This is a genomic window from Brevundimonas sp. KH_058, from assembly GCF_057838505.1.
The window spans coordinates 224,571-241,726 of record NZ_CM174469.1 but is presented as its reverse complement, the minus strand read 5'-3'; the positions used below and the strand labels follow the sequence as shown (position 1 = coordinate 241,726).

The 17,156-nt window shown below is 66.9% G+C and carries 17 protein-coding genes; 10 read left to right on the top strand and 7 right to left on the bottom strand.

The features are described 5' to 3' along the window. Positions 1–3: 3 nt before the first annotated feature. A complete protein-coding gene (locus AC3ISA_RS01215) occupies positions 4–1,449 on the bottom strand; it encodes a helix-turn-helix domain-containing protein (RefSeq protein WP_489178974.1) in 1,446 nt (481 codons plus the stop codon). Positions 1,450–1,606: 157 nt separating this feature from the next. On the opposite strand from AC3ISA_RS01215, the gene aceA reads away from it, so the two are divergent. Together aceA and AC3ISA_RS01205 are read left to right on the top strand one after the other, a co-directional pair. After that, positions 1,607–2,887 carry an isocitrate lyase gene (gene aceA / locus AC3ISA_RS01210; RefSeq protein ID WP_489178973.1) on the top strand — a complete coding sequence of 427 codons (1,281 nt, stop codon included), beginning with the start codon at positions 1,607–1,609 and terminating at the stop codon, positions 2,885–2,887. 19 nt (positions 2,888–2,906) lie between these two features. Beyond that, positions 2,907–3,116, top strand: coding sequence for a hypothetical protein (locus tag AC3ISA_RS01205; protein ID WP_039245593.1), 210 nt, complete (start codon positions 2,907–2,909; stop codon positions 3,114–3,116). A 69-nt stretch (positions 3,117–3,185) separates the two neighbouring features. On the opposite strand, the gene AC3ISA_RS01200 is transcribed toward AC3ISA_RS01205, so the two are convergent. Beyond that, positions 3,186–4,319, bottom strand: coding sequence for a hypothetical protein (locus AC3ISA_RS01200; protein ID WP_372692809.1), 1,134 nt, complete (start codon positions 4,317–4,319; stop codon positions 3,186–3,188). 83 nt (positions 4,320–4,402) lie between these two features. Then, positions 4,403–5,338 (bottom strand): ribose-phosphate pyrophosphokinase, encoded by a 936-nt coding sequence (locus AC3ISA_RS01195; protein WP_135193234.1) that lies wholly within the window; start codon positions 5,336–5,338, stop codon positions 4,403–4,405. Positions 5,339–5,529: 191 nt separating this feature from the next. Between AC3ISA_RS01195 and AC3ISA_RS01190 the strand changes: the two genes are divergently transcribed. The 5 genes from AC3ISA_RS01190 to AC3ISA_RS01170 all read left to right on the top strand — a co-directional run bounded on the left by AC3ISA_RS01190 (position 5,530) and on the right by AC3ISA_RS01170 (position 11,208). Next, on the top strand, positions 5,530–6,384 hold the full coding sequence (locus AC3ISA_RS01190; protein ID WP_489178972.1) for an outer membrane protein assembly factor BamD: 855 nt from the start codon (positions 5,530–5,532) through the stop codon (positions 6,382–6,384). Positions 6,385–6,422: 38 nt separating this feature from the next. Then, on the top strand, positions 6,423–6,707 hold the full coding sequence (locus AC3ISA_RS01185; RefSeq protein ID WP_489178971.1) for a BrnT family toxin: 285 nt from the start codon (positions 6,423–6,425) through the stop codon (positions 6,705–6,707). Further along, the gene (locus AC3ISA_RS01180) at positions 6,670–6,960 is read left to right on the top strand and encodes a BrnA antitoxin family protein (protein WP_372692811.1); all 291 of its coding nucleotides are present in this window, start codon (positions 6,670–6,672) and stop codon (positions 6,958–6,960) included. Before AC3ISA_RS01185 ends, AC3ISA_RS01180 begins: the two co-directional genes overlap by 38 nt. Before the next feature lie 62 nt (positions 6,961–7,022). Continuing rightward, the gene (gene recN, locus AC3ISA_RS01175) at positions 7,023–8,720 is read left to right on the top strand and encodes a DNA repair protein RecN (protein WP_489178970.1); all 1,698 of its coding nucleotides are present in this window, start codon (positions 7,023–7,025) and stop codon (positions 8,718–8,720) included. An 88-nt stretch (positions 8,721–8,808) separates the two neighbouring features. After that, complete coding sequence (locus AC3ISA_RS01170) at positions 8,809–11,208, top strand: ATP-binding protein (RefSeq protein ID WP_489178969.1); 2,400 nt, start codon at positions 8,809–8,811, stop codon at positions 11,206–11,208. Between the two features lie 21 nt (positions 11,209–11,229). Here the strand turns inward: AC3ISA_RS01170 and AC3ISA_RS01165 are convergent, their stop codons facing one another. The 4 genes from AC3ISA_RS01165 to AC3ISA_RS01150 all read right to left on the bottom strand — a co-directional run bounded on the left by AC3ISA_RS01165 (position 11,230) and on the right by AC3ISA_RS01150 (position 14,582). Beyond that, positions 11,230–12,135, bottom strand: coding sequence for a cobalamin biosynthesis protein CbiG (locus AC3ISA_RS01165; RefSeq protein ID WP_489178968.1), 906 nt, complete (start codon positions 12,133–12,135; stop codon positions 11,230–11,232). 86 nt (positions 12,136–12,221) lie between these two features. Beyond that, on the bottom strand, positions 12,222–12,737 hold the full coding sequence (locus AC3ISA_RS01160) for a hypothetical protein (protein WP_372692815.1): 516 nt from the start codon (positions 12,735–12,737) through the stop codon (positions 12,222–12,224). A gap of 5 nt (positions 12,738–12,742) precedes the next feature. Beyond that, positions 12,743–13,540 carry an exodeoxyribonuclease III gene (xth, locus tag AC3ISA_RS01155; RefSeq protein ID WP_489178967.1) on the bottom strand — a complete coding sequence of 266 codons (798 nt, stop codon included), beginning with the start codon at positions 13,538–13,540 and terminating at the stop codon, positions 12,743–12,745. Positions 13,541–13,643: 103 nt separating this feature from the next. After that, the gene (locus AC3ISA_RS01150; protein ID WP_372692817.1) at positions 13,644–14,582 is read right to left on the bottom strand and encodes a hypothetical protein; all 939 of its coding nucleotides are present in this window, start codon (positions 14,580–14,582) and stop codon (positions 13,644–13,646) included. A gap of 127 nt (positions 14,583–14,709) precedes the next feature. Between AC3ISA_RS01150 and AC3ISA_RS01145 the strand changes: the two genes are divergently transcribed. The 3 genes from AC3ISA_RS01145 to AC3ISA_RS01135 all read left to right on the top strand — a co-directional run bounded on the left by AC3ISA_RS01145 (position 14,710) and on the right by AC3ISA_RS01135 (position 17,128). Beyond that, positions 14,710–15,795, top strand: a complete 1,086-nt coding sequence (locus AC3ISA_RS01145) for an MBL fold metallo-hydrolase (RefSeq protein WP_489178966.1) — start codon at positions 14,710–14,712, stop codon at positions 15,793–15,795. After that, positions 15,792–16,565 (top strand): enoyl-CoA hydratase, encoded by a 774-nt coding sequence (locus AC3ISA_RS01140; protein ID WP_489178965.1) that lies wholly within the window; start codon positions 15,792–15,794, stop codon positions 16,563–16,565. The genes AC3ISA_RS01145 and AC3ISA_RS01140 overlap by 4 nt, the downstream gene beginning before the upstream one ends. A gap of 68 nt (positions 16,566–16,633) precedes the next feature. Further along, the gene (locus AC3ISA_RS01135; protein WP_372692820.1) at positions 16,634–17,128 is read left to right on the top strand and encodes a GNAT family N-acetyltransferase; all 495 of its coding nucleotides are present in this window, start codon (positions 16,634–16,636) and stop codon (positions 17,126–17,128) included. Positions 17,129–17,156: the final 28 nt, after the last annotated feature.

The following is a 17,156-nucleotide window of genomic DNA, read 5'->3' as shown; positions in this document are numbered from 1 at the left end:
GCCTCAGGCCGCGCCGAACGGGTAGGGGCTGACGGACTTGGACCAGTCGTCGACGGCCAGGGGGCGGTCGACGGGGGCGGCGGCGCGTTCGGCGCAGGGGTGGCGGTGGCACAGGCGGCAGGCCGGGCCGATGGGGGTGACCTCGGGGTTCTGCAGGTCGATGCCGTGGGCGTAGGCCAGGCGGGACGCGTGGCGGAGTTCGCAGCCCAGGCCCACGGCGAGGTCGTGGCTCTCGCCATAGCCGTCGTGACCCTGACGCTCGACGGTGCGGGCGAAGGTGAACCAGCGGCCCCCGGGCTTTCCGTTCTCGGGGGGCGTCTCGATGATCTGGGTGACGATGCGGCCGGGCGTGCGGAAGGCGGAATGCAGTCGCCAGCGCGGGCAGGCGCCGCCGAAGCGCGAGAAGGGGAAGGCGCCGGCGGCATAACGTTTGGAGATGTTGCCGGCCTGATCCACGCGCATCAGGAAGAAGGGCACGCCACGCGCGGTCGGGCGTGACAGGGTGGTCAGGCGGTGGGCGGCCTGTTCATAGCTGACACCGAACCGGGCCTGGAGCCGGGCCAGGTCGTAGCCGGTCTCCTCGGCCGTGCGCTGGAAGGCGGCGTAGGGCATAAGGGTCGCGGCGGCGAGGGTGTTGGTCAGGGCGACCTTCAGCAGAGAACGGGTGGCGTCGTCGGGGGCGTTCGCGGTTTGGACCATGTCGTGCAGGGCCGGCCCGTTTTCGACCAAGGCAAGCTGATAGGCGATGGCGAAGGCGCGCGAGGACGGGCCGAGCGTCTCGGACAGCAGCAGGCGACGGCGGTGCAGGTCGTAGCGGCGGGTCCATTCGACCATGACCTCGGCCGGCAGGGTGCGGACGCCAAGGTCGTGTTTGGCCGCCAGCCGATGACGGGCGGCGGGTTCGAAGCCATCGGCGTGGACCGGAGCCTCGGATGACAGGGCCTCGGACAAGGCCTCGCCCATCTGATCCAGTTCGGGGAAATGGTTGCCGCGCGACTGGATGTATTCGCGCACCCATTCCGCCGGGCTGGTCTCGACCAGGCCCTCGCCGTTCTCGGCGGCGGCGCGCGAACGGGTGCGGCCGTCGTCGAACGCCTGATACAGACGCAACAGGGCGTCGGCGACGCCGGGCGCCTCTTCGAGCAGTTGCACCAGTTCGTGGCGCGGGGCGGACAGATCCTTGAACAGGGGATCGGCCAGGATCTCGGTCAGCCGGGCCTCGTCCGCAGCGCCGCCCTGGTTCAGGGCGCGCAGATCGACATCGTATGTGTCGGCCAGACGCAGCAGCAACTGGGCCGAGACAGGGCGCTGGTTGCGTTCTATGTGATTGAGATAGCTGGGAGAAACGCCCAGGTCGGCAGCCATGGCGGTTTGGGTCAGGGCAAGATCGCGCCGCAGCCGCTTCAGCCGGGCGCCCAGGAACAGCTTTCGATCAGCGGAGGCGTCCATAAGCGTAGAATGTCACAACATGACCGGATATGCAAAGTCATGTTGTGACAAAGTGACTTCAATGTCGGTGCTGATGCTGTGTCATTCGTGACTTCGGCGTGTTCTTGTCTCCGAGACGGCGGCTGCGGCCGCGCCTTTCGCAGAGACGAGTTCGACCATGACCACCTTCGCCGATCTGGTGCCTTCCCCTTCCGGCCGTTTCGACGGCATCGAACGCCCCTACACTCCCGAGGACGTCCTGCGCCTGCGCGGTTCGGTGCCGGTGACCCATACCCTGGCCGAACGCGGCGCCAACCGTCTGTGGCAGTTGCTGCACGACGAGCCCTTCATCAACGCCTTGGGCGCCGTCACCGGCAACCAGGCCATGCAGATGGTGCGCGCGGGGCTGAAGGCCATCTATCTGTCGGGCTGGCAGGTCGCGGCGGACGCCAATACGGCCGGGGCCATGTATCCCGACCAGTCGCTGTACCCGGCCAACGCCGCGCCGGAACTGTGCCGCCGCATCAACCGCACCCTGCAACGCGCCGATCAGATCGAGCACGCGGAGGGCGGGGCCAAGCGCGACTGGTTCGTTCCAATCGTCGCCGACGCCGAGGCCGGCTTCGGCGGGCCGTTGAACAGCTTCGAGATCATGAAGGCCTTCATCGAGGCGGGCGCTGCGGGCGTTCACTTCGAGGACCAGTTGGCGTCGGAGAAGAAGTGTGGACACCTGGGCGGCAAGGTGCTGATCCCGACCCAGGCGCATGAGCGCAATCTGGTCGCCGCGCGCTTGGCGGCCGACGTCATGGGCACGCCGACCATCACGGTCGCCCGGACGGACGCCGAGAGCGCCCAGCTGATCACCTCGGACATCGACGAGCGCGATCAGCCCTTCATCGACCGCGACAACCGCACGCCCGAGGGCTTTTTCCGCCTGAAAGAGGGCACGGGCCTGGACCACTGCATCGCGCGCGGCCTGTCCTACGCCAATATCGCCGACCTCTTGTGGTGGGAAACCTCGCACCCCGATCTGGATGACGCCAAGAAGTTCGCTGAGGCCGTGCAGAAAGAGCATCCGGGCAAGCTGATGGCCTACAACTGCTCGCCCTCCTTCAACTGGAAGGCCAAGCTGGACGACGCCACCATCGCCAAATTCCAGCGCGAGTTGGGGGCCATGGGCTACAAGTTCCAGTTCGTGACCCTGGCCGGCTTCCACAGCCTGAACAACTCCATGTTCGAGCTGGCGGACGGTTACCGCGATCGCGGCATGGCGGCTTATTCGGAGCTGCAGCAGCGCGAGTTCGCCAACGAGGCCATCGGCTACACTGCCACGCGTCACCAGCGCGAAGTCGGCACCGGCTATTTCGACCAGGTCGCCACGGTCATCTCCAACGGTCAGTCGTCGACGACGGCGCTGAAGGACTCGACCGAGACCGCCCAGTTCACCCACGCGGCTTAACCCGGAAAGGAACCCGCAAATGGAACCGCTGACCCGAACCGAAGCCATCATCGACTTCTGCCTGGCGCCCCTGGCGCTCGACACCGGCACGGAGGCCGAGCGAGAGGTGCGTCGCCGCATGACGCACGTCCTGCGGACCTATCAATCCAAGACAGCGACGCCCGTCGCCGTGGACTTCTCGTCCATGCCGTCCCAGGTGATAAACGAGGCGGCGCACGGCTACGAATAGGTCGTCCGCTCAAAGAAAAAGGCCCGCTCCGATCGCTCGGGGCGGGCCTTGTTTCGTGCCGGATGCGGTTTAACGCGGGCCGGACGGCGTCGTGTTCAGCGACTGTGTCGCCGTACTGGCGGCGGCCGGAACGGGCGTCTGGGGAACCGAGACCGAGATGGGCGTGCGCGCCGGAGCGGCACCGGTTTCCTGGGGATCACCGACGATGATGGTGGTGATCTGGGTTGCTTCGGTCGTGCAGGTGGCCAGGTCGCGGGTCACGTGGCGGCCCAGGCAGAAGACGTCCTCGTAGCTGGGGCGCGAGGCGGCCAGGCACTGGAACAGCATCAGCTTGGACATGTTAAGGCAGAACTCGCTGTTCGGCTCGTGCGTCAGTGCCTCCGTATTGGCCCGCGCCTCATCGCCGCCTGATCCAAGGGCCGCAAGGGCGGCGATGGCCAACGAGCGGACCACGGCGGGGGTGTAGGGCGGCGCCTTGCGCGACGGTTCGATGGCCAGGCCCGTGCCGCTGTTGGCGGCGGCGAACAGCAGATTGGCTTCATCGGCGGAGGGCAGCATGTCCACGTCCGACAGGGTCTTGGCGCTTTCCAGGCGAACTTCGCGATGCGGGATCGGCACGATGGCCCAGCTGCGACGCGGGTCGCTGCGGCCCTGGATGGTATAGGCGTCCTGCTCGATGGCCTCGGCGATGCCGCGCATGGCCACGGCGTCCTTGCCGATGGTGCTGGAGATCAGGCCGGCCGCGGCGTCGGCGCCGGGCAGGGTGGCGGCATAGGCCGGGTCGGCGACGATCTGGGCCACCATCTGCTGGCGCTGGACTGGATCAATGGCGAACTGGCGCACGCCGGCGACGAACTCGGGCGACTGCAGGGCGATGATCGAGCCATAGGCGATCAGGCCGCGCGACAGCTGGTTGGGATCATAGGACGCACCCTTGCGCAGGGCGGCCTGGATCGATTCGGCGTCGGGGAAGCCGCCGGGCTGGATCGTGCGGGCCTCGCGCAGGAAGGCGACGTAGATCGAGGCGGCGTCCGCCACGTCCTTGTTCAGCGAAATGGGCGGCGGCTGGCGAGCCGCCAGCTCGGCCGCGAGACGTTGCGCTTCCAGCTCAGCCTTCGACGGTCCGCTCTCGCAGCTGGCGAGCAGGACGGCGACGGCGAGGGCGGCGGCGGAGAGGCCGCGGCTCAGTAGGGCCGATTTCATGAAGACTTCCTCAGGCGATCACGCGCGCACAAAGCGCCAACACTGTTGGCGCTTATAAGGCGGGCCTTATGGTTATCCGAAGGTTAATCGAACAGTTTTGAAACCGATTCCTCGTTCGCGATCCGTCGGATAGCTTCACCAACGAGCGGAGCCACGGAAACCGTTCGGATTTTCGGGCAGTTCAAAACTTCGTGGGGTTGCTCGATGGAGTTGGTGATCACCAGCTCCTTCAGCGGGCCGTCGGTGATCCGCTGGACGGCCGGGCCGGACAGGACGCCGTGGCTGATATAGGCCGAAACCTCGGTCGCGCCCTGGTCGATCAGGGCCTTGGCGGCGTTGACCAGGGTGCCGCCCGAATCGACGATGTCGTCGAACAGGATGCAGCGGCGGCCCTGAACGTCGCCGATGATGTTCATGACTTCGCTCTCGCCCGCCTTGGGCCGGCGCTTGTCGACGATGGCCAGGTCGGCGTCCAGGCGACTGGCCAGCGAGCGGGCGCGCACCACGCCGCCGACGTCGGGCGAGACGATCATCAGGTCGTCGCCGCGGGCGTATCGTTCCTTGATGTCCTGCGCCAGCACGGGCGTGGCCACCAGATTGTCGGTCGGAATGTCGAAGAAGCCCTGAATCTGACCCGCGTGCAGATCCATCGTCAGGACGCGGTCGGCTCCGGCGCGCGTGATCAGATTGGCGACCAGCTTGGCCGAGATCGGCGTGCGGCCGCCGGTCTTACGATCCTGACGCGCATAGCCGAAATAGGGGATGACGGCCGTGATCCGCCGCGCCGAGGCCCGCACCAGAGCGTCGGTGATGATCAGCAGCTCCATCAGATTGTCGTTCGCCGGGTAGGAGGTCGATTGCAGGATGAAGACATCCTCGCCGCGCACGTTTTCCTCGATGATGGCGAAGACCTCGTTATCGGCGAAACGCTTGACCTGGGCCTTGGTGAGGGGCGCATCCAGGTGGTCGGCGATCGCCTGGGACAGTGCGCGGTTGGAGTTGCCTGAGAGCAGCTTCATCGGCCGGTCATCCTTTCGCCGTCATCCGCCCCCCATGAACGGCGGTCGGTTGGCGCGCTCTTTACCAGTGGAGCCGGGCAGGGCAAGTCGTATGCTGAGATTTCCTCGGCATGGCGCGGCTCGGTCGCGGGTGCTAGAGGTCGCCGCGTTGGTTTCCGGGGGAACGGCTTGAGGGCCGTCCTTCACACGTCATGGGGTCGTCCTTGTCCGCTTCTAAGTTCCGTTCCGGCATGGTGCTGATGGCCGCGGCGATCGCCGCAGTGACGATTTCAGGCTGCGCAGGCAAAGAGCGCCCGCGCCTCGCCTACGAAGAACGTCCGGTCGAGGCCTTGTACAACACCGGCTATGAGCGTCTGCAGCAGCGCCGCTGGTCCGACGCCATCGACTATTTCCAGGAAGTCGAACGTCAGCACCCCTATTCGGACTGGGCGCGTCGCGCGATCCTGATGCAGGTCTACGCATATTATCAGAACAACGCCTACACCGACGCCATCGCGGCGGCCGACCGGTTCATCCAGCTGTTTCCCGGCAATCCGTCGGCGTCCTACGCCTTCTACATGAAGGCGGTTTGCAACTTTGAGCAGATCACGGACGTGGGCCGCGACCAGGGTTACGCCACCGCCGCCCTGGCCGGCTTGAAGGATGTGTCGCGCCGCTATCCCGGCACGCCCTACGCCTCGGACGCCGCCGTCAAGATCGATATGGTCAACGACCAGCTGGCCGGCAAGGAAATGAACATCGGCCGCTACTATCAGCGCGCCAACCAGCCGCTGGCGGCCGTCAACCGCTACAAGTCCGTCATCGCCAATCCCGACTTCCAGCGCACCTCGCACACCCCTGAGGCCCTGTATCGTCTGGTCGAGGTGAACCTGCAGCTGGGCCTGAAAGAAGAGGCGACCCGCAACGGCGCGGTTCTGGGCTACAACTTCCCCGGCAGCCCCTGGTACGCCGAGGCCTACGCCCTGCTGACCGAGAACGGCCAGGCGCCGGAGAAGGCGCCCGAGGGCAAGCGCGAGAGCTGGCTGCAACGGATCATTCCGGGCTGAGGCCGATCTTGACGATCTGAGTTTGTGTAGCTACATAAATGATCGTCTTCGACCCGGGCAAGAACGCCGCCAATATCGCTAAGCATGGCGTCTCGCTTTCGCGGGCCGACGACCTGCAAATGTATGAAGCCTTGATCGAGGTGGATGATCGATTCGATTACGGTGAACCGCGATGGATCGCCTATGGCGAACTGGACGAGCGACTGCACGTTTTGGCGTTCACCCTTCGAGACAGAAACGTGCGGGCGATCAGCCTGCGCAAGGCCAATGATCGGGAGCAGAGATATGTCCGAGAACAAAGGCGTGGCCGAAGCACCGACTGAACCCTTTCTCGACGACGACGATGCGCCGGAGCTGACCGCAGAGCGCGCGGCCAAACTGCGTCCCGCTCGGGAGGTACTGCCCGACGACATCATTAATCAGTTCAAGCGGTCGCCCGGCAGACCGAAGGCTGAAACGCCCAAGCAGCAGGTGACCCTGCGGTTGGATGCTGACGTTGTCGAGCACTGGCGCGCGCAGGGGCCGGGGTGGCAGTCCGGCATCAATGCGGCCCTGCGTCGCGCGTCCGGGCTGTAATTCCTGATTTGTTCCTTGATCAGGCGCGCTAGAGTGGCGTCGATGTCGAATCGCGTGCGCCAATGCTGACCGCCCTTTCCATTCGCGATGTCGTCCTGGTGGACGTGCTCGATCTTGAGGTCGAAAGCGGCTTGACTGTGCTGACCGGCGAGACTGGGGCCGGCAAGTCGATCATTCTGGACGCCCTGGGCCTGGCGCTGGGCGGACGGGGCGATGCGGGTCTGGTCAGGAATGGCGCCAAACAGGCGGTCGCGACGGCCATCTTCTCCGCGCCCGACGATCCCGATCTTCTGGCCCTGGTCGCCGAGAAGGGGTTCGAGGTCAGGCCTGGCGAGGATCTGATCCTGCGCCGCGTACTGGGCGCCGACGGCCGCAGCCGGGCCTATGTCAACGATCAGCCTGCCGGGGTGACGGCGTTGCGCGAGATCGGCGCGGCCCTGGTCGAGGTGCATGGACAGCACGAGACGGTCGGCCTGCTGGACTGGCGCACCCATCGGGGTTCGCTGGACGCCTATGGCGGCTTGCAACCGCAACTGCTGGCGGTCGCAGCGGCCTCGATCAAGCTGAAGGCCGCCGAGGCCAGGCTGGCCGAGCTGAAGGTCCAGGCCGCCGACGCTGCTGCACGACTGGAAGAGATCAGCCTGAACCTGTCCGAACTGGACGCGCTGGATCCGCGCGCCGACGAGGAGACGGAGCTGGCGGGTGAGCGGGCGCTGCTGGGGGCGGCGGAAAAGGCGATCGCCGATCTGGCCGACGCCCGCATCCAGCTGGGCGGCGACAAGCTGAGCCAGAAACTGGGCGCGGCCCTGCGCGCCGTCGAACATGCGCGCCAGCGGGCCGGGCAGGCGGGCGCCGAGGGCGATCACCCCGTCATCCTGAAACTGTCCGCCGCCGTGGACGCCATCGACCGCACCATGGTCGAGGCGGCCGAAGCCGTCGCCGCCGTGGACGCCGCCGCCGCCGCCTTCGACTATGAGCCGGGCCGACTGGACAAGGCCGAGGAACGCCTGTTCGCCCTGCGCGCCGCCGCCCGCAAGCTGAACACCACGGTCGACGCCCTGCCGACCTTGCGCATCCGTCTGCGCGAGCAACTGCGGCTGATCGAGGATGGCGAGGAGGCCCTGACCAATGCAGGGCGCGAGGCGGCGGAAGCGGCCGAATCCTACGATCTGGCCGCCGAGTTCCTGACCTCGGCGCGCGAGGCGGCGGCCTACCTCCTGACCGCCGCCGTCATGGGCGAACTGGGTCCGCTGAAGCTGGAGCGGGCGCGGTTCCGCGTGGCGCTGGAACCGATCGAGGGCCGGCGCGGCCCGGACGGGGTCGAGACCGTGCGGTTCCAGATCGCCACCAACGCCGGCACCGACTTCGGGCCGCTGGACGCCATTGCGTCAGGAGGCGAACTGGCCCGGTTTGCGCTGGCCATGAAGGCCGCCCTGGCCAGCCGCGAGGACATGCGCCAGCCGGTCATGATCTTCGACGAGGTCGATCAGGGCGTGGGGGGCGCGGTGGCGGAAGCCGTCGGCTCGCGCCTGAAACGTCTGTCGAGCGGCGCCCAGGTTCTGGTCGTGACCCACAGCCCCCAGGTCGCCTCGCGCGGTCATGCCCACTGGAAGGTTATGAAGGCCGACCGCGACGGCCTGACGACCACGACCGTCGTCACTCTGGACGACCAGCGTCGCCAGGAGGAGATCGCCCGGATGCTGTCCGGCGCCGAGATCACTGACGAGGCGCGCGCGGCGGCGCGGGCGTTGATCGGCTGAGATCCGGAAACTTACCTACCGCTGGGTAACGTTAAAGTAGGCAAGTTCGCGCATTTTCGGACCCAGTCAGTGTCCGGGTGCCGCGTCGATGAACGAAAGCCAGCGTCTTTCCAGTGTTCGTTCGTTGCATGCCGTCGGCGCGGCGCCCGATGCCACGACGGACGCCGCCGCACGCCTGGCCGCCAATCTGCTGGACTGCCCCATCGCCCTGGTGACGCTGCTGGATGACGACATTCAGTGGTTCAAGGCCAGCATCGGCATGGACGGCTGTTCCACGTCGCGCGATGTGTCGTTCTGCACATATGCGCTCGATCTGCCCGCCAATGACGTGATGGTGGTGGAGGATGCGACGAAGGACGTGCGCTTCGCCCAAAATCCTTTCGTGACCGGCGAACAGCACGTCCGCTTCTACGCCGGCGCCTTGCTGACCGGCTCGGACGGCGCAAACTACGGCACCCTGTGCGTCATCGACACTCAAGTCCGCCCCCGACCAGACGATGCGACGCTGGACAGGTTGCGCGACCTCGCCCGGCTGGTGGTGGCGGAGTTGGAACGTGCGCGTGCCGAACGTCAGCGTGGCGAGCAGCAGCATATGCTGGGCATGATCGAGAGCCTGTCCGGTGTCGGTCACTGGCGGGTGGACATGGTCGATCAGACTGTCTTCTGGTCGGACGAGGTCTATGCCATCCACGGCGTATCTCCCGATACCTACAAGCCCGACATGGAGAAGGCGTCGGCCTTCTACCCCGAGGATGAACGCGAGCAGTTGAACGCGCACTGGCTCAGGACGCTGGAGGGCGCGGGGCCTTTCGAACTGGACCTGCGTATCCATCGCCACGACGGTGTCATCCGTCAGGTTGTAAGCAAGGGCGCGGCGGAGTTCTCGCCGGACGGCACGCCTCTGGCCATGTTCGGCGTCTTTCAGGACGTGACCGACCAGCGCGCGGCCATGGAAGTGCTGGCGCGCAGCCATAATCGGTTCAAGCTGTTGGCCGACAACGCCGCCGACGTCATCGCCCGCATCCAGCTGGATGGGCATTCCAACTATATCTCCCCGGCCGTCGAGCGTCTGCTGGGCTGGAAGCCGCACGAGATGGCGGGACGGACGGCCGAATCCTTCGTCCATCCCGACGATCATGTTCGTCTGGCCCAGACCTTCGCCCAAATGGCGCGCGGACGAGGTGCGGCTACGCTGGAACATCGCCTTCTGCACCGCGACGGCCGCGCCGTCTGGGGCGAGACGCGGATGCGGCTGGTGCGCGACGAGACCGGCCGTCCGGTCGAGACCGTGGTCGTCATCCGCGACATCTCGCGCCGCAAGGCGCTGGAGGTCCAGCTGGAACAGGCCCGCGCCGAGGCCGAGGCCGCCGCCGCCGTGAAGGCCGAGTTCCTGGCCAATATGAGCCACGAGCTGCGCACGCCCCTGACCAGCATCATCGGCTTCACCGGCCTGACGCTGGAACAGACCTTGCCGGACCTGGCGCGCAACTATGTCGGCCGGGTGGACAATGCCGGTCGTGCCTTGCTGTGCACGGTCAACGACATTCTGGACTTTTCAAAGCTGGAGGCCGGTCAGGTCGCCATCCGGCCCGAGCCGACCGACATCGAGACCCTGGCCCGTTCGACCCTGGAGCTGTTCACACCCCAGGCGGGCGCCAAGGATTTGGATCTGGAGCTCGAACTGACCACGGATCGGTCGTCCGTCGTCGCCGACCCCGACCGTCTGCGTCAGATACTGCTGAACCTGATCGGCAATGCGGTGAAGTTCACCAGCCGTGGCGGAGTGCGGCTGGCCGTGCGCTGGAGCGCCGCCGACGAACGGCTGCACGTCGCGGTCCATGACACCGGCGACGGCATCGCCGCCGACAAGCTGGACCAGCTGTTCCGCCGCTTCTCCCAGGTGGACGGGTCGCAGACGCGCTCGCACGGCGGCACCGGCCTGGGCCTGGCCATCTGCAAGGGGCTGGTCGAAGCCATGGACGGAACCATAGGGGCCGACAGCGTCGAGGGCCAGGGCAGCGTCTTCTGGTTCGAAATCCCGGCGCCCGCTGCAGAACAGGAGATCGCGGTCGGCGCCACGCCGATGGGCGGCGCCGACGTCGGCGGCTTGCGCGTGCTGGTCGCCGACGACCATCCCGCCAACCGCGAACTGGCTCGCGCCTTCCTGAACGGCATGGGCGCGACGGTCGAGGATGCGGTGGACGGCGCTGACGCGGTCGAACGCGCCGAACGCACCGCCTATGATGTGATCCTGATGGACATGCGGATGCCCAAGATGGGCGGGGTCGAGGCCCTGAACCAGATCAGAGCGAGTTCCGGCCCCAACCGTCTGACCCCGATCCTGGCCTATACGGCGGACGCAGGCGAGGGAATGGAGGCGGAGCTTTTGGCTCAGGGCTTCTGCGGCGCGGTGTCCAAGCCGGTGGCGGCCGAGGCCCTGATCCGCGCCGTCTCCGACGCGATGCAGGCCCTGCCGGTCGCCGCCTGATTTAGCCGACGAAGCCTAGGCTCAGACGCCTAGGATCCAGCCTTCTTCCTGCTCGACCTGGGCGATCAGCTCGGGCGAAGCGTCCTTGGGCGGACCGAAGGCCTTGGCCAGGTCGCCGGCTTCGTCCATCTGGGCTAGGGCCTCGGCGGTCGAACGGACCTGGGCCTGGTCCTTAAACTCGCCTTCGTTGGGCTTGGTCTCGTGCATCGAGGGCCAGACCTCGACGACCAGGGCCGACAGGGGCTCGACGTCGTCGGGCGTCAGTTCACGCCAGCCGGTGCCGAAAGGCCAGACGGCGCCGGACGGGCCGAGGCTTTCCAACAGACGGCGCACGGCCGGAATGCCGACCAGCGTCTGGCCGCCGACGGCGCCGGCGCCGTGCATCTGCCACACGCTCTTGGGCTGAAGCCGGCCCTTGCGGACGGCGTTCTCGGTGGCGCGGAACTCGGGGATGTCGGCGCCGGAGCCTGCGGGAGGCTTGGTCGTGGTCAGCCAGCGCTGCGCCTGTTTGGCCGGAGCGCCCCACAGGGGCCACGCCTCGTCGGTCATCAGCCGGTTCATCTTGGCCGCGACCTGGTAGCGGTTGTTGGTGTTGTCGGCCTTATCCACGACGTTCGACGCTATGAACTTCCACATCGCTTGCCACGGATTTCCGTCAAGCTTCAGCCGCGCGGCCGTGCCGGCGGGATAGCCGAAGTTGAAGTCCAGCCCGACCAGCACCCGGTCGCCACGCTTTCTGTGATCCGCCAGGATCGAGGCCAGCAGGGCTTCACCCTCGGCGCGGGTCGCGACGTTGTGCGTCTCGGTATAGAGGCGGAACCGCACGTCGCGCTTGGCCACGCCGATCCACAGCGAGGTGTCGCCGAGCTTCTTGGTTTCGGCTGCGGTCCAGTCGGCGACGATATAGGCGTCGAAAAGGCGGGCCAAGGCGGCCTCCTTGATAAAGGCTTGTCTTCAGGAATGAGCGGGGCTTCTACCGCCCCATCGCGGCGACCGAAAGGCCCTGTCGCGTATCAGCCCTTCAGCAGAGCTTCCAGATGCGATAGCCAGCGGCGACCAAGGCGCAGCGCCTCGCCGGGCGAGCCGGTCTGGGCGGGCAGGGCGGCGTCCCACAGGGCCAGTTCGAACTCGGGATGGCGAGCGTCGGCGAACATCAGGCGCAGCACCACCTGTTCAGCGTCGGGGGCCAGAACGTCCAGAGACTTGCGCGCCTCACCCCGGCGTATGCGGGCGACGACATGACCGTCGACGATGATCTCGCCGCCCTCGACCTCGTCGAAGGCATAAACCAGGCCGTGGGCGCCGTTGGCCCACAGCACGACCACCTGTTCGATGTCGAAGTTCAGCGCGCAGGCGCGGCCTTCGCCCGGCGAAAGGGCCTCGACCTCGGGTGCGGCGCCTAGGGTCTTGAGCATGGCGCGGTGCAGGCGACGCGGCGGCTCCATCCACCACGACAGGGCCAAGGCCAGCGTCGTCAGCAGGGCTGCCGCCAAGGCGATCAGCAGAACCACCCGCAAGGCGTCGGCCATGGGCGTCAGGCCTCCTCGTCCTTGGCAAGATCGATATCGACCACCACGGGGACGTGGTCGCTGGGCTTTTCCATGTCGCGGGCGTCGCGGTGGGTTTCGATGCCCCGGAACCGGTCGGCGGCCTGAGGCGACAGCAGGGCGAAGTCGATGCGGATGCCGTGGTCGCGCTGCCAGGCGCCGGCCTGATAATCCCAGAAGCTATAGGTCCCGGCCGGTTCGCCGCCGATCTCGTGCGCGTCGGCCAGGCCCAGGTTCTTGAGCGCGCGGAAGGCCTGGCGGGTCTGGGGCTGGAACAGAGCGTCGTCGGTCCAGGCGGCGGGGTTCTTGGCGTCCTCGGCTTCGGGGATGACATTGTAGTCGCCGCAAAGGGCCAACGGCTCCTCGAACGCCATTAGCTCGCGGGCGTGGCGGTTCAGACGCTCGAACCAAGCGAGCTTGTAGTCGAACTTCTCGGTTCCGATCGGATTGCCGTTGGGCAAATAGATGGCCCCAACACGGATGGGCCGGGGCGCCTCGACCAAGGCCTCGATATAGCGGGCCTGTTCGTCCGTATCGTCGCCGGGCAGGCCGCGCCGGATGTCGGACAGCGGAAACTTCGACAGTAGGGCGACGCCGTTGTAGCTCTTCTGCCCGTGGGTCTCGACATTGTAGCCCAGGCTCTCGAAGGCTTCGCGCGGGAACTTCTCGTCCACGCATTTGATCTCCTGGAAACAGGCGACGTCGGGGGCGGCCTGCTCCAGCCACGCCAGCACGGTGGGCAGGCGGGCGTTGACGGAATTCACGTTCCAAGTGGCGATGCGCATGACGGCGACGCTAGGCTGCGTCTCCCTTTCGGAAAAGAGGGCGCGCAAAACAAAAGGGCCGCCGGATCGCTCCGACGGCCCTTCGTTCAGTCTGAAGCGTCGCTTACGGGCGACCGCCGGCCGGCGCAGCCGCAGCGGCCGGAGCCGTCGTCAGCTTGCAGCCGCCGCCGATGGCTTGAGCGGTGGCGCACGGATAGACCTGCTGGACGGCGTTTTCGGCGTTCAGACGGGCGATGACGCCGTCGGCGCCGGCGCACTTGGCTTCATAGAAGACCCCGTTAGCGTTCTGGCCCATCAGACGGGCTTCGGTCACGTCGCAGGACGCCGCCTCGGAGCCGGCGAAAAGGGTCTTCACGAACGCGGCGTTTTCGGCCGGCGTGGTGAAGGCGCAGGTTCCGTTTTCGGCTAGAACCTGAATGCATGGGGTCTTGGACCAGGCGTTGTTCAGCTTCTTGATCCAGAAACCCGCCGTGTCGGAACAGCCGACTTCGTAGGTAATGCCGCCGTCAGAGGCGCGCCCCAAAACCTTTGCTTCGTCCACGGTGCAGGCGACGCCGGCTTGCCGGGCGTATTCGCGAAGGAACTTCTGTGTGTCCGTGTTCGCCTCGATCGTGCATTGCGGACCGACGTCGGCTTCCGGGTTGGCGGCGCGCATTTTCGCGGCCGAGTCCGCCAGAACGACGCAATCGGTCACGACCGGAGGGGTCTTGGATTCGATGATGTAGCCGGGGCCGGCGGCGCAGGCCATTTCGTAGACCGAGGTCTTCTCGGCGGTCGTTCCCAGAAGCTTGGCTTCGGTGACCTGACAACCGGTGTTGCCGAGGGTCGCCTGCTCCTGGGCGGCGGCCAGCACCTGTTCGGGCGCCGGCGCGGCGGGTTGTCGATCACGGCGTGAACGGCCAGCGCCTGCGCGGGAGGTGCCTTCGGTCGCCACCGGGCGACCGTTGTCGTCCGTTTCGCGCGTTGTCTGCGCAGCGGCGGGGACGATTGAGATTGCACTGAACAGAAGCGCCGCGAGGGCGGCGCCGAAGCGGGCTTTCATGGGTACACCTCGAACTATTGGAACGGCTGAAGGCTTTCGTGGCGATCTAATCGGGCGGGGTCAAGGCGGCGGTGGACGTCAAAGGCAAGAACGGACTAGTGTCTGCGCGTTTCGATTGGAGACTGACTTGGCCGACGGCAGCACGCGAACGACGGGGGCGAAGGACGCGCGGGGTCTGATCTATCCGTTCGACGCCGTGCCGATGCCCGGCGAGGCGATCGAGGTTGCGCGCGGGGTGTTGTGGCTACGCTTCGCCCTGCCGTTTCAACTGGATCATGTGAATGTCTATGTGATCCGCGACGGCGAGGGCTGGGTCGTGGTCGACACCGGCTTGAAGACGGGCGCGACGATTATGGCGTGGGAAACGGCGCTGGCGGGCGCCTTGGAGGGGCGGCCGGTGACGCGGCTGATCTGCACCCACATGCATCCCGACCATATCGGCCTGGCCGGCTGGCTGTGCGAACGGACGGGCGCGCCCCTGCTGATGTCGCAGATCGAATACATCACGGGCCGGATGCTGATGGCCGAGCAGGCGGGTGATGCGCCGGCCGACGGCGAGGTCTTCTATCGCGCGGCGGGTTGGGACGAGGCCCAGATCGAGCGCTGGCGCGCAGACTATGGCGGGTTCGCCAAGGGGGTTAGTCCCATGCCGCGCAGCTATCGCCGGCTGTCGGATGGCGACGCGCGGAACATCGACGGCGACGACTGGACCGTGGTGGTCGGGTCGGGCCACAGCCCGGAGCACGTCTGTCTGTGGCGGCGGTCGGACGATGTTTTCATCGCCGGGGATCAGATCCTGCCGCGCATATCGTCCAATGTGTCGGTCTGGCCGACGGAGCCACAGGCCGATCCGCTGGGCGACTGGATGGACTCGCTGGAGAAGTTGCGAGGACTATTGCCGGAGGGGCTGTTCGTCCTGCCGGCGCATGGCGAGCCCTTCTACGGCGTTCATGCTCGGCTCGACGCCTTGAAGCGTGGACACGAGGTGGCGCTGAAACGGCTTGAGCGGACGTTGCGTCAACCGTCTAGGGTCGTCGATGGCTTCCCCGCCGTCTTCGGTCGGGTGGTCGGGGACGGGGTGCTGGGCATGGCCACGGGTGAGGCCCAGGCGCATCTGAACTATCTGGAAAAGCGCGGCCGCGCCCAGCGGACGCGGGACGAGAACGGCGTCGACTGGTGGAGCGCCGTCGAACAGGACGAGGAAACGACGTGAGCGAACATATCCGCAGCGAACTGATCGACGGCGTCCTGAGCGTCACCCTGGACCGGGCCGACAAGAAGAACGCCATCACCCAGGCCATGTATTCGGCCCTGGCCGAGGCGACCGAGCGGGCGCGGACCGACGATGCGGTTCGTGTGCTGCTGCTGCGCGCCGAGGGCGACAGCTTTTCGGCCGGCAACGACATTCAGGACTTCATCGCCCTGGGGTCGCAGGGTGCAGAACCGGGCGAGATGCCGGTGTTCCGCTTCCTGAAGGCGCTGGCGGACCTGGACAAGCCGGCTGTGGCGGCGGTGAAGGGCCGTGCGGTCGGGATCGGCCTGACCATGCTTTTGCACTGCGATCTGGTCGTGGTGGCGGAAGACGCGCTTCTGTCCGTGCCCTTCGTCAACCTGGCCCTGGCGCCCGAGGCGGCGTCCAGCCTGCTGCTGCCGGCCGTGATCGGTCATCAGCGGGCCTTTGAACTGTTCGCGCTGGGCGAGCCTCTGGACGGGCGCACGGCCCTGGCCTGGGGCATCGCCAATCGCGCGGTCCCGGCCGATCAGGTCGAGGCGACGGCGGCAGGCCTGGCCGCAAGGGTGGCGGGCCGTGCGCCCAACTCCATCCGCAAGACCAAGCGGCTGATGCGTGACACGGAAGGTCTGTGGGCCCTGATGCAGCGCGAGGGCGAGGCCTTCGGCTCGCAGATGAAAAGCCCCGAAGCCATGGAGGCCTTCATGGCCTTTACGCAAAAGCGTGCGCCGGACTTTTCAAAGGCAGGCTGACGGTCATCGAACCGCGCCTTGATTTGGCGCAGCTTTGCTTCTAGGTGCCCGCGCCTACTGGAGCGCCGATGTCGCACGCCCTCGCCATTTCCCCGGCCGTAAGCCGTATCGAAGCCGAGACGCCGGCCGACGCCGAAGGCGTGGAGGCGCTGGTCATGGCGGCCTTCGGACCGGGCCGGTTCGCCAAGACGGCCGAGCGCCTGCGTGAAGGCTCGCACGCCGCCGTCGGCTTCGTCGCGCGGCTGGACGGGCGGGTGATCGGCTCGGTGCGGCTTTGGCCCGTCACGGTCGGCGAAACTGCGGCCCTGTTCCTCGGTCCCATCGCGGTGGACGCCGGCCGACGCAGCGACGGTCTGGGCGCCGAATTGGTGCAGGCCTGTCTTGACCAGGCGCGGACGCTGGATGTCGGCGGGGTGCTGCTGGTCGGCGACGCCGCCTATTTCGAGCGGTTCGGCTTTGCCCATGCGCCCGAGGCGATCCTGCCGGGACCAGTGGATCGCCGCCGCGTCCTGTGGCTGGCGACGGGCGTGGATCAGGTTTCGGGTCCGGTTCGCATCGGCTGACCTTTCCCGCACGGTTCGCGGGGCTTAA